Consider the following 12,644-nt stretch of genomic DNA (forward strand, 5'->3'; position numbering starts at 1 on the left):
GCCTAAAAAATAGTCTCTGTCAGTGCCATGGTCGAATGTTCAACACGCCCTAATAAAGAGTGTGACAGCGTAAAGCTAAATACGATTAAGCTAAAGCGGACGATAATAATAAGCCAATTAACGGTTTGCTGTCTGTCCGTACAATGGCTTTGGTCGTGAGTATCTCTATAATATCTGAGGTAAAAGCTTGCAAATCTGGCGTCGACATTTGTGCCGCGTAATGGCTAATCTGCGCATTAATCTCTTGGTTTATTGCCAACTGACTGGCTGATTTATGAGACTGCCGATAATCATTGGCTGTAAATAACCGAGCGAACCGCTGATGCCACTCCGCTTCTGTTATCACCATTAATTGTCCTTGATTGTGCACTAAAGCATAAAACAATAGCCAAGGTGACAAAGCGCTAGGGACATTATCGTTCACTGCGCCTACAAGATCTTCTGAAGCTCCAAGCTCATACTCTGACAAGTCAGTAATCACTTCTAAACAGTATGGCAAAGGCATTGAACGCTTGCCACTTATTGTAGGTAATACTGAGGGAGTACTGGGCTGTTTATCGCTTGCTGTCGTTATCGCAGCGTTGTCATTTACCTGATTGGCACCACTGGCAACTGTATCTGGCTCTTGTGAGTGCTGATAAGAGTGCTTAACAGACTGTACTTGCGGCTTAAAAGCCGAAAAATTATGCCCACTGTCATCAGGCTGATTTTCGTTTATCTCGTCCTCTAATAATTCTGGGCTTGATGATGCTAACGAAGGATAGTCTATCACTGCGCTTTTGAGCTTGTTGCTGATAGCATAACTCAGATGCGCCACGATGTTATTGAGAGAGCTGATTTTGATGCGCTGTTTGCTAGGATGCACATTAACATTCAACCAAGATAATGGCAGCTCAAAGTATAACGCGTACCCCAGCGCCGCAATCTCAGCACTTGCTGCTAATTGCCGGAGCTGATTGCTGATAATGGCCTCTTTGACTAAGCGTCCATTGACATAGATTAGCTTTGGGAGATTGGGCTGCGGCTGCATAGCTGGCCACAACCAACCGTTAACTTGCGCTGGCGTCATTGCTGATGGACTTGTATTGCTCGAGTCAGCGTACTGCTGCTGTAGACCTGATAAATCTACAGCAACTTCTACAGCATTCTCTTGTAGCGCTAAACCTAGCGCTTGCTCTAGTCGAGAGATAGGGAGATGTTGGCGGATATTAGCTACTGAGGCGCTGCTAGTCGTATCATCGTCTCGATCTGCTGATAGGGTGATACGTTTTTTATTATCATGGAAAAGAACGAGCGTCACATCAGCACGCGCTAAAGCAACCTCACGGACTATGGTTTCAATATGAGCAAATTCAGTAGCGATAGACTTTAGATTGCCGCGCCTAGCAGGCACATTAAAATACAAATCTTTAATCGTGACTGTGGTGCCGCGGTTGTGCACCACTGGCGTCAAGGGCGGCTCCTCAGCAAGTACACCTGAGACTTGCAGCTGTCGACCTATACCATTGTCATCATGACTACTGATCAAAGTCAGGCGTGAGACTGCAGCCGTAGCGGCTAAGGCCTCACCGCGAAACCCTAACGTACGGATACCTTGTAGGTTAGCAACATCAGCGACCTTGCTAGTAGCGTGGCGAGTAATGGCCATTACCATATCATCTGGATGGATACCCGCGCCATTGTCCGCGACCTGTATCATTCCCATACCGCCTTGAGTGATATGTACCTCGATATGTGTGGCTTTGGCATCGATAGCGTTCTCGAGCAGCTCTTTGACCACAGCGGCCGGACGCGTCACCACCTCGCCTGCCGCCAATTGATTGATCAGTAGCGGCGAGAGTTTTTTTATACGACTAATGGCGGTATTTTCTAGCATAACAGAATTATGAGTGCAGAGTTATAAGTGCAAAGTGGATAAGTCTAAGCCTTGGGCTTGACCTATTTTTGAGAGACGACACTCAATCTGCCGCGCGCCGTCATCGGCTTCCGTCATATCGATAAATATAGCCGGTGGCGGCAAATAGCTATCGGCGCGACTCGCCCATTCTATAATAGCTAGCGCATTTGGCTCATCAAGATACTCATCAAAACCAATAAAAGATAGCTCTTCTGGGTCTTGCAATCGATATAAATCAGCATGATACACCGGCTTTACAGAGCCATTCTCTTGCTCAATCTGATAAGGCTCCACTAAGGTGTAAGTCGGACTTTTAACCGCGCCTTTATGACCTAACGCTTGTAGCCAATAACGCGTCAAAGTGGTCTTGCCTGCGCCTAAGTCCCCGGATAGCCATACACTGCCCTCTATCGGTAGCGTAGCCAACTGCTGCGCTACTAATTGGGTATCGGTTTCTGAGTGTAATGTTAAGGTTTGCAGTCCTACTATAGCACTCGAATTACTATCAGACATTTAGTGGCCCCTACTCGGATTATCTCTACATCAAAATTTTTATCGATGCTCATTATTGACAAGACAGTATAGCAAATCGCTTCTCATTCGTAAGTAAGCACTTATTAACGCTGACATCTACTAGCGATACCAAACCAGAAACAAAAACATGAACTATATAGAATCTCATACTCAGTTTACGCAGTCACTGATTTTTCTATATCGCTAATTGGAAATGAACACTCGCGGTTACTATTGTCTTTACCCCGCGCCCTCCCTACAATACATGCGTCGAAACTATGAAATGCTTTTAAACTTAAACTATCAATTGCACGATTTAAAACGTTCAACCCTAAGATTCATAAAGGCAGACTATGAAGCAGATCTTGGTATTGTTATTCGTAGTATCGGGCGGTATGGCGCTCGCCACTGAAGCGGCATTTCTAGGGCCTTTAGGAGAGAAAATCAGGTGATTAGCAGTATTTTTGGGATTCGGCTGACGGGCGCGCTTTATTTGATTTATTTGAGTAATAAAAGGCAGGTTGAGGATTGATAGTTTTAGTTCGATAGCGCTTGAGCTAAATCATTCTACTTGAACTGCTATATTTAGGCTCTTGCTTTGAGCATTATCACTATAGTTAGACTAAACAGGGTGCATCGTCTGTGAGAGTATCATTAGCGAGGAGCTGACTTGCTTTATATGCGCCAAGAATACTCAACAGCACCAGTAAAGTCAGTAGAGTAAAGAAACCAATTGGTTTTACTTTTGCTTTTAAACCGTAACTATACTTGGTCGGTTTCCAAACCTTCTCATTAGGTAGAGGGTTTTGATTTAGTTGGAGTACTTTAAGATTTCTGAATCCTTCTAAACAAAACAATATTATTGCTAGCCCTAAAGGGAATCCTACAAACAATCCATAGAACATAATCTCAAAACCTGTGAACCATTTATAATCGTAGCAACTGATGTTATCAATATACAAGCTAAATTTGGGTAGTAAGTACCACTCAATCAAAGCTATCGAACCGGCTGCAATAGTAAGATATTTAGCTAATAATACTATTTTTTCTTTTTTTGTATATTCTGGTGCATAACCGTTCATGCTGCTCTGCTCTATATTTGCAAACCTATTTTCTTTGCTATCACCTATTTTCATAAACCCCCAATTGATATCTCATAAACTCAATGTTGCTTGCAAGGTCTAAAATATCACTTGCAAAATCACTTTGTTACATCTTCTTAGTGCACAACTCTATACTCCCTTGCTAGTCATGCCTTAGCTTTTTGTAAAACGAATCATGCTTTATGACGGTTTGTAGCTTCATATCACCTACGGTTAAAGCGTTATATTGCCCTTTTAAGCAGATGATAAAAACTATTAAGATAAAATTGTGATTACTTAAAAAGCCTTCTAGTATTAAAACACTAGAAAACTTTATTTAAACTCTAATAGCTTGTTTAGCTTCAAAAGCTTGATTACCCTGCTGCTACGTGCTCAGCTTTGGCATAGTTAGTGATCTGCGTCGGTACGCTTTCACTACTATGACGCTCTGATTTCATTTGTTCGGCTATCTTTTCGGCGATAGCAATGGTTGGTGCGTTGGTATTAGCGCTAATCAGTGTCGGCATAATCGACGCATCAATCACCCGTAAGCCCTCAATACCGCGCACCTTCAGATCCGTATCGACAACCGACAGCTCATCTGTGCCCATACGGCAAGTACCGACAGGATGATAAATGGTGTCGGACTTATTGCGAATATAACCAAGCAAGCCATCTTTTTTGATATAAGGCGCGGCATAGTCCTCGGTGATGAACTTGGCAAGAGGCGCTTCTTCCATAATAGCGCGAGCACGCTCGGCGCCCGCGACCATAAACTCTACATCTTTGTCGTTTGACAAATAATTGGGATCAATCAGTGGCGGCTCGCTAGGATCGGTTGACGCCAGTCTCACTGTGCCACGGCTCTCAGGGCGCAAATAGCAGCTGTGTACTGAAACGCCGTAACCCCACTTCAGCTCACGTCCGTGATTAATCACACGCGAGATGACAAAATGCAGCTGAGTGTCAGGCCAGTCTTTTGGCGTCTTATCCGTAGCGCTATAAAAAGCGCCGCCTTCGGCATAATTGGTCGATAGTATGCCCGTCCCATCTCTGCGCCATTGTCCTAAAGCAGACGTCATCTGCGCAACCGTGCTTAGGCCGATACCGATGATGTCTTTGGTATTGACCTTATAATCAAACACCACATCCAAGTGATCTTGCAAGTTACCGCCAACATCCGGCGACTCCTGAATCACCTCGATACCGTGCTGCTCTAAGTGCTGTTTTGGACCAATACCTGATAGCATCAACGTCTTTGGAGAGCCGAACGCGCCCGCGCATAGTAGCACCTCTTCGAGAGCGCTGACCGTATATTCTTCACCATGCTTGACGTAAGCGACACCCGTGGCCCGCTTATCTTCTATGATAACCTTGGATACCATAGCGCCGGTGATGATGGTGAGGTTCGGACGCTCTTCAATAGGGTGCAAGTAAGCAGCAGCGGCTGAACAGCGCTGGCCCTGCTTATCGCCATGGAAGTGGGTGACTTGATATAGGCCCGCGCCGTCTTGCTTTGTACCATTAAAGTCGTCGTTGGCATCGAGACCATTAGCCACACAAGCATCAACAAAGGCTTTAGAGATAGGCCGCGGGCTCAGTAACTCGGACACGTGCAGGGGACCTGAGTCGCCGTGATGCTCGTCGCCCCCACGAATATTGTTTTCGGCTTTTTTGAAAAAAGGCAACATATCATCAAAGCCCCAACCCTCGCAGCCGTTATCTGCCCAGCGATTATAGTCTTTGGCACTACCGCGAGTATAGACCATCGCATTGATAGCGGATGAGCCGCCCAAACACTGTCCGCGCGGCTGATATCCTATGCGATTATTGAGCTGGGTTTGCGGTACAGTATTGAATGCCCAGTTGTTGATCTTTACTGGCTTGTCGCGCATCATCATGATGACGCCTGCAGGTACACGTACGGCTAAATCTTTGCCGTCGCCGCCAAACTCTAATAGGCACACTGAGATAGTTGGATCTTCTGATAAGCGGCTGGCCATCACGCATCCTGCTGAGCCGCCGCCGATAATGACATAGTCAAATTCCATGAGAAAAGCGCTCCTTGCTAATAGCTTACTAGCTCCTTGCTAATAGCTTACTAATAGATAGTACCGATCATATAACGCGATACAGTCATTTCACTATAGCAGAATTAGCTAGCGCTGCTTAGAAAATTTAACGAAACTCTAGGCTAAAACTGACATGACTTTTTAGCGATTAAATAGATTCAGCAGAATGCTTGCTACAACGCTTATCACAATCATCGTCATTATTGGAAAGTAAATTTTGGTATTGCCAGAGCTGTGCTTGATGTCGCCTGGTAGATTGCCTATCCACGAAAACAGGCTTGGAAACACTAGCCAAATAGCCCCTATTACTACTAATATAGCTCCCAAAATAATTAGGATTTTTGCCATTGGTTAGTCCTTATTAATATTTTTTAATTAAATATATCAGCTTAATCAACTATATCAGCGTCTACAAAAAAAGCCTATCTATAACAGATAAGCTTTTTTATAAAACTAATATTTAACCTAAAATTCGAGCGCTCTATCGCCTTCGCTATCTTTGATACGCGTTGGTAGACCTATCTTATTGAGTAGATTAATGAATGGCTTAGCGTCTAGCTCCTCGACATTGACCATCTTTCCGGTGTCCCACTCCCCAGTCGCGACAAGCATAGCGGCTGCGACGGGTGGCACGCCTGCAGTATAGGAGATACCTTGGCTACCCACTTCATTATAGGCCTCTTTATGGTCAGAGACGTTGTAGATAAACACCTCAGAATCAACACCGTCTATCTGTCCTTTGACTTTATCACCAATACAAGTCTTGCCTGTATAATTAGGTGCAAGCGAGCTAGGATCTGGCAATACCGCTTTGACCACTTTGAGCGGAATCACTTCTTGCCCCTCGGCAGTCGTCACTGGCTGCTCAGAGAGCAAGCCCAGACTTTGTAGGACGGTAAAGACATTAATGTAGTGCTCACCAAAACCCATCCAAAAGCGAATATTCGGTACATCTAGATTGGCTGATAGCGAATGAATCTCGTCATGTCCGCTTAAATAGCTGTTTTGCACGCCAACGACAGGCAGATCATCGGTACGCTTGACCTCGAACATATCGTTGGTTTGCCATTGGCTATCTTGCCAAGAGTAAACTGTGCCGGTGAACTCGCGAAAGTTAATCTCAGGGTCGAAGTTGGTTGCAAAGTATTTACCATGGCTGCCAGCGTTAATATCAATAATATCGATATCAGTGACTGAACCTTTATCCATCATGTCATAGCCGAGGCGCGCGTAAGCGTTGACCACGCCCGGATCAAACCCTGCGCCCAAGATAGCAGTGACATTATTATCAGCGCAGCGCTGCTTGCGTTGCCATTCATAATTGTTATACCAAGGCGGGGTTTCACAAATCTTGCGCGGATCTTCGTGAATGGCAGTGTCGATATAAGCTACTCCCGTCTCAATACAAGCTTCTAGTACACTCATATTAATAAAGGCTGAGCCGACATTGATAAGGATCTCAATACTCGTGTCGTTGATAAGTTTGATCAGCGCTGCACTGTCCATCGCATCGACTTGATGAGTGTGCAGCGTCGCTGGACGTTTAAAGCTTTTTTTGTCATGGACGCTTTGCGCTATCTCATCACACTTGGCCTTAGTACGCGAGGCAATATGAATCTCGCCGAGTACGTCATTATGCATGGCACATTTATGCGCGACCACTTGCGCCACGCCGCCTGCACCGATAATAAGAACGTCTTTTTTATTAAGCTTGGTTTGACTTATGTTCAATGAACAATCCTCCTTTGTGTTCCTGCCGATGCCACAGAGGTGGCTATGCAAAACAGTAACAGATGAATGATGTGTATGAATTAAAAAGGAAGACCGAGGAAAACCCATACACCCGTCGGGCAAAAACTACTATTTGTCTTATAACCTTTACCTAGTGCAATTATAACAATTTTATCCTTTTTTTAGCACTATCTAGCGAGTAAAAATTAAGACAAGCTCGCTTTATAATCTTGATAATCAAACTCACGCTGGATATCAATGCTGCCATCTAAACGGCGAATTACAATGGCTGGCATATTCACGCCATTGAACCAGTTTTTTTTCACCATAGTATAACCTGCGGCATTAGCAAAGCTTATTTGGTCGCCTACCTTGAGTTTATCCGCTAGCGCATACTCGCCAAAAATATCACCCGCTAGGCAAGAACGACCACAAACGATGGTATTTTCTAGCGCCTGCTGATTACAGCTTTCTGCAGCGGGCAAGATATCGACGGCCTCGTCATTGATAGCCGCGATAGCTGCCGACTCTTGGTAAATTAATAAGTCGAGCATATGTGCTTCGATAGAAGCATCAACCACTGCGATGTTTTTTTCATTGTGCAGCGTATCGAGCACCGTTGTTACGAGCGTGCCCGCGCTATGGATACTCGCCTCGCCTGGCTCAAGATAGACTTGCACGCCGTATTTTTCGCTAAAGCTTTTTAGCCTATCGGCCAGTTTTTCTAATGGATAATCAGGCGCAATAAAGTGAATACCGCCGCCGAGGCTTACCCACTCGAGCTTAGCTAAAACATCACCAAACTTCGCTTCGATATCTGCCAAACTATCGCTGAACGCCTCAAAGCTATCGTTCTCGCAGTTATTGTGAATCATCACGCCACTAATATCAGCAAGCACCGCTGCAATTTTATCTTTGTCATGCTCGCCCAAACGACTAAACGGGCGCGCTGGATCAGCAATGATAAAAGAAGAATTACTGGTCTTAGGGTTCAGACGCAAGCCTACAGGAATGTTTTGTGCATAGGCTTGCTCTTTAAAAGCGGTGAGCTGCGAGATAGAATTAAAGATAATCTTATCGGCATAGCTCAATACCTCATCTATCTCATCACTGCTATAAGCCACACTATAAGCATGCGTCTCTTTATCTTGCGCGCCGCCAAACGTCTCAAAACCTAAACGCACCTCATTGAGTGACGATGAAGTTGTACCGTGCAAATAGGGCTGCATCGCGTCAAAGACTCCCCAAGTTGCAAAGCACTTAAGCGCGAGCAACGCCTTGGCTCCTGATAGCTCACATAGACGCGCGATAATCTGCATATTGCTGACGATTGCCGCCTCATCGAGTAAATAATAAGGGGTCGCTGGTAATTGAGACGACACTTTGGAAGCCTTTAAGGATGGGTTTACTGAATTCATATAAAGCAGCCTAAATCAGATAAGCAAAAAAGTGGAATAGTATAGGTTAAAGAGGCGAAGCAGATGGCAGATGGTCATTCGTAGCGACTAATAATAAGGTTTATATTCGCTTTTGCAAGCACAAGGGGTACTACATTTTAACATCATGACCGCAGCTACTATTTAAGTTATAGTAAGCTAAATTCATTACTAGGAGTAATATCTTATGTCGCTCTCAACCGATTATTCTACCAGCGCTAGTCAAGCGAATCATAATAAAATAAATGCTGAAGATATTAATCTACAACATATCAATGCTGATGCGCGTGCCGTATTAGAATTTTGGTTTAATGAAGACAACGAGCCTTACTGGTTTGAGAAAAACGACGATTTTGATCAGCGTATTGAGTCAAAGTTTGGAAAAATTTGGCAAGCAGCTATACATGGTGAGTGCGCTCACTGGCGCCGCGGTGACAATAAAGCCGACGCCAATAGCTCCATTACCAATCTCGCCGGACGCTTGGCGGAGATTATTGTCTTAGATCAGTTCTCGCGTAATTTATGCCGCGGCAAGCCTTGTGCTTTTTCACAAGACGGCATGGCAGTAGTGCTTGCGCAAGAAGCGATCAAGCAGCCGCATTTTGATAGCTTACCGATGGAATGGCGACGCTTTACTATCATGCCATTTATGCATTCTGAATCCTTAGCCATTCATGAGCAGTATTTGCCATTATTTGAGCAGCTTAATGATGAAAGTACATTAGGGTTTGAGCATCGTCATAAAGATATTATTGAGCAATTTGGTCGCTATCCGCATCGTAATGAGACTTTGGGCCGAGAGTCTACTGACAAAGAAAAAGAGTTTTTGCAGCAGCCGGGCTCTTCATTTTAGGCGCAGATTAGAGGTCTATACTTAAAAGATTATAATTAAAAGGCTATGCTGACAACTCAGTTTTCGATGACTGCTCATTTATGAGTAGTTCACCTCGCCTGTCATAAAGCTAAACGACTTACTGATCAGGCGTTGGTCATTTATGATGACATCGAAGCTTACTTTATACTCAGTGTTGCCCTGCAAGCCGCAGTTGTTTGCTTTTTTTATCATTGTCTGCTTTATACTAGCCTTACAGCTATCGACTGCGTCTGTGATAGGTAAGATAAAAGCTTCGTTTTTGGGCAGTTCATAGTCTGTATTGAGGTAAGGATCTGATTGATAATTAAGCACTTGCGTCGGTATCGCTGTTCTGCGCAGCTCATCGTAAAAGCGAATGTTGATAATCTGAATAGTGTCGGCTGCTGCCACTTTGATATAGATAGGCTGACCTATAGGATCGGTACTTAAGTCGCGGCCGGTATGCTTTACTGGGTCTGGGGTTTCGTTATAAAGAGCCGTTACTGTGCTGGTTACGCCTTGGCACGGATAAGTTAAAACACCAGAATAGTTAGCATCCACCGTGTCAGCTGTAGCAGCGGCGTTGCTGACTAGCACATAGCCTTGATTATTGCGCGTGTCTTTATTATAGGGCTTGTAGGCGACGACCGCCGTCCCAACGACCTTCGAGCTTGGCTGCATCAGCGAGCGCAGATGATAAGGCGCGGCAAGCAAGGATCTAGCCATCGAATTGGTTATCGCTTCTGCTGATAGTAGCTCGCCTGCAGAATGGTAATATATACTCTGTGCGATGTTTTCTGTGAAGCCATACTTTAGATTGGCGTAGCTGGCATTGAATAAACGGTTTTTGATATCTAGGCCGCTATAATGCGGGTTATTGCTGCTAGTAACCGCTTTAATATCTTTGATCTCGTTTTGATAGTGCGGATAAAATAGCGAGGGCTGCGAATGAGCAAAAATGTATTTAATATAGTTCGCATGTCCTAACGCGACTTGTTTAAGCTCATCATCTGGCGATAAAGCGCCAAGGCCACAGCGGCTTCTAGCGTCATTAAACACCTTATTGGCTATAGCCGATGCATTGTCATCATTATCGACGTTAATGTTTTCGTTACTGTTATTATCGTCATTACTATCATGGTTTTGAGTCTTTTCACCTGAGCTTAACTCATTATCCTTTTGGGCTAAAATACTCGTATCAGCTTGCTCATCGATCTCTATCCCTAAGGCTGCAAACACCTTCTCTAACTGCAGATGTGCTATCGCCGCTTTTACATCTTGTAGATAAAGTGCTGGTAGATAGGCTCTATTTACTCCGTCATCGGCAGGTATTAGCAATAGTAAAGCCAATAATAGCACCGGCATGGTAGCAGAAGATCTAGCGCTCACTGACTCCCCTTTTAGTCATAAGTTTTGTCGTTAATATTGACGGTGCATTGTAATAGTGCGTTTGACTATCAATCTTAACGCTATAAAGCCAATGGATCTCAGCGTTACTTATAGCTGCTTATTTTAACCACAGCGACTAATAATTGACAGCGCCGGTTTTAAAGATAAATGATTTGCTTTGTAGATCTTTATTATCGACTAACACATCGAAGCTGACGCGGTACTCAGTATTACCGTACAGTCCACACTGCTGACTTTGATTCTGAGTACGTTTAGCCTCACAGCTTTTTAGGCTGTCTGTGAGCGGCATGATAAAGGCTTCGTTTGCTGGTAGTTCAAAATTAGTGCCTTTAAACGGATCATCATTACTATCCAACAGTTTGACCAATACATTCGTTTTACGTTTCAAATCACGGAATTCAACATTACGCACTTTGATGCTTTGAGCTGAAGGCATGTTGATATAAACAGGTTGACCAATTGGATCAGTTCGCAAATCTCTAGTAGGAGGCCCACCATTTGGATTTCTAAATGGATTAGGACTTTCGTTGTATAGCGCAGTAACTGTGCCAGTGACACCATCACAAGGATAAGTAAAAATCCCTGATGCCGTATCATTTACACTTGCCGCGGTCGCTGCTGCATGAGTGACTAATACATAACCCTGATTTTTTTCGGGATCCTTATTAAAAGGCTTGTAACTGACCACCTCAGTTCCGACTACGCTTGAGCTTGCTCGCATCAATGAACGCAGATGGTAAGGCGCTGCCAATAATGACTTTGCCATCGAGCTGGCAGCGTTATCAGCGCTGATAAGCGTCCCTAAAGAGCTGTAGTAAATCGTCTGGGCAATATTTTCAGTCGCACCGTATTTTAGATTCTCGTACTGGGCGTTTGCGAGTCGCTCAGAAAAACTAACCCCGCCAAAAAATGGATTGTTCTGGCCGGTGACATCAGTGTTATTACTGATCTTATTTTCATAATGAGGATTAAAAACGGTTGGGGTGCTATTCGCAAACACATGCTGGATATAGCGACTATGCTGACTGGCGATACTAGCGAGTTCCTTATCCATTTGCAGTCCGCCAAGGCCACAGCTGGTACGAGCAATACTAAACTCATTATTTGCGATCAAAACCGCTTGAGGGTTATTGCTTACTGGCGGAGTCGCTGGAGGGGTAGTCGGGTCTTTATCATCTGCTGTAGGTGGGATTGGTAGGGCGGGATCTACTGGTTCATCTTGTTCGTCCTTTGGCTTATCAGTGTTAGGCGTATCTGAGTCTGAAACAATTGGGTCTGAAACTATAATATCACTCTCTACTTCACTAGGTACACTTGGCTCAGCAGATTCATCTGCGCCAGAACTCGTGTCTGAATCGCTGCCCCCGCCGCCGCCACATGCTGCTAGAAATAAAACAGAAAAAAGTAGTGCGCTTAGGCGCTTCGCTGCCAATGTTGAAACCATCATCAGTCCTTAATGTTTGATAATACTAGAATACTGTTTAGACTCTAGTTACAAACTATAAACGTAAGACAAACAGTTTTCAATAGTGACGAGACATTTTCTGTTAAATTAATTATATCCAAAATATGTTATATTTCAAACATTTGCCTCATTATGCTTAGGCTATTTCACATGATAGTGGTGGCATAACTATAGGGTAAACATAT

General features: G+C 44.2%; 10 protein-coding genes. 1 reads left to right on the forward strand and 9 read right to left on the reverse strand.

Annotation, left to right across the window (positions count from 1 at the left end; genetic code table 11):
• Positions 1-85: 85 nt before the first annotated feature.
• The 7 genes from mutL to nspC form a co-directional block, all read right to left on the reverse strand.
• The gene (mutL, locus tag I3248_RS09370; protein ID WP_238063415.1) at positions 86-1,876 is read right to left on the reverse strand and encodes a DNA mismatch repair endonuclease MutL; all 1,791 of its coding nucleotides are present in this window, start codon (positions 1,874-1,876) and stop codon (positions 86-88) included.
• A 21-nt stretch (positions 1,877-1,897) separates the two neighbouring features.
• A complete protein-coding gene (gene tsaE / locus I3248_RS09375) occupies positions 1,898-2,410 on the reverse strand; it encodes a tRNA (adenosine(37)-N6)-threonylcarbamoyltransferase complex ATPase subunit type 1 TsaE (RefSeq protein WP_201610614.1) in 513 nt (170 codons plus the stop codon).
• 617 nt (positions 2,411-3,027) lie between these two features.
• Positions 3,028-3,546, reverse strand: a complete 519-nt coding sequence (locus I3248_RS09380) for a hypothetical protein (RefSeq protein ID WP_051397468.1) — start codon at positions 3,544-3,546, stop codon at positions 3,028-3,030.
• Positions 3,547-3,866: 320 nt separating this feature from the next.
• Complete coding sequence (locus tag I3248_RS09385) at positions 3,867-5,543, reverse strand: GMC family oxidoreductase N-terminal domain-containing protein (protein ID WP_238063416.1); 1,677 nt, start codon at positions 5,541-5,543, stop codon at positions 3,867-3,869.
• 162 nt (positions 5,544-5,705) lie between these two features.
• The gene (locus tag I3248_RS09390) at positions 5,706-5,912 is read right to left on the reverse strand and encodes a DUF2905 domain-containing protein (RefSeq protein ID WP_025646563.1); all 207 of its coding nucleotides are present in this window, start codon (positions 5,910-5,912) and stop codon (positions 5,706-5,708) included.
• Positions 5,913-6,029: 117 nt separating this feature from the next.
• Positions 6,030-7,295, reverse strand: coding sequence for a saccharopine dehydrogenase family protein (locus I3248_RS09395; RefSeq protein WP_238063417.1), 1,266 nt, complete (start codon positions 7,293-7,295; stop codon positions 6,030-6,032).
• 206 nt (positions 7,296-7,501) lie between these two features.
• Positions 7,502-8,713, reverse strand: a complete 1,212-nt coding sequence (nspC, locus tag I3248_RS09400; protein WP_238063418.1) for a carboxynorspermidine decarboxylase — start codon at positions 8,711-8,713, stop codon at positions 7,502-7,504.
• A gap of 289 nt (positions 8,714-9,002) precedes the next feature.
• Here nspC and I3248_RS09405 point away from each other — a divergent pair, with 289 nt between their 5' ends.
• The gene (locus I3248_RS09405) at positions 9,003-9,584 is read left to right on the forward strand and encodes a DUF924 family protein (RefSeq protein WP_227675572.1); all 582 of its coding nucleotides are present in this window, start codon (positions 9,003-9,005) and stop codon (positions 9,582-9,584) included.
• Positions 9,585-9,662: 78 nt separating this feature from the next.
• On the opposite strand, the gene I3248_RS09410 is transcribed toward I3248_RS09405, so the two are convergent.
• Together I3248_RS09410 and I3248_RS09415 are read right to left on the reverse strand one after the other, a co-directional pair.
• The gene (locus I3248_RS09410; RefSeq protein ID WP_238063419.1) at positions 9,663-10,973 is read right to left on the reverse strand and encodes a CAP domain-containing protein; all 1,311 of its coding nucleotides are present in this window, start codon (positions 10,971-10,973) and stop codon (positions 9,663-9,665) included.
• A gap of 136 nt (positions 10,974-11,109) precedes the next feature.
• Positions 11,110-12,441, reverse strand: coding sequence for a CAP domain-containing protein (locus I3248_RS09415; protein WP_238063420.1), 1,332 nt, complete (start codon positions 12,439-12,441; stop codon positions 11,110-11,112).
• Positions 12,442-12,644: the final 203 nt, after the last annotated feature.

It is taken from the genome of Psychrobacter sp. Ps3 (genome assembly GCF_022129275.1).
Taxonomy (GTDB): Bacteria; Pseudomonadota; Gammaproteobacteria; order Pseudomonadales; family Moraxellaceae; genus Psychrobacter; species Psychrobacter submarinus.

Excerpts from the sequence above, each read along its gene's own strand:
- mutL (WP_238063415.1), bottom strand. The coding sequence starts at position 1,876 with ATGCTAGAAAATACCGCCATTAGTCGTATAAAAAAACTCTCGCCGCTA.
- tsaE (WP_201610614.1), bottom strand. The coding sequence starts at position 2,410 with ATGTCTGATAGTAATTCGAGTGCTATAGTAGGACTGCAAACCTTAACA.
- I3248_RS09380 (WP_051397468.1), bottom strand. The coding sequence starts at position 3,546 with ATGAAAATAGGTGATAGCAAAGAAAATAGGTTTGCAAATATAGAGCAG.
- I3248_RS09385 (WP_238063416.1), bottom strand. The coding sequence starts at position 5,543 with ATGGAATTTGACTATGTCATTATCGGCGGCGGCTCAGCAGGATGCGTG.
- I3248_RS09390 (WP_025646563.1), bottom strand. The coding sequence starts at position 5,912 with ATGGCAAAAATCCTAATTATTTTGGGAGCTATATTAGTAGTAATAGGG.
- nspC (WP_238063418.1), bottom strand. The coding sequence starts at position 8,713 with ATGAATTCAGTAAACCCATCCTTAAAGGCTTCCAAAGTGTCGTCTCAA.
- I3248_RS09415 (WP_238063420.1), bottom strand. The coding sequence starts at position 12,441 with ATGATGGTTTCAACATTGGCAGCGAAGCGCCTAAGCGCACTACTTTTT.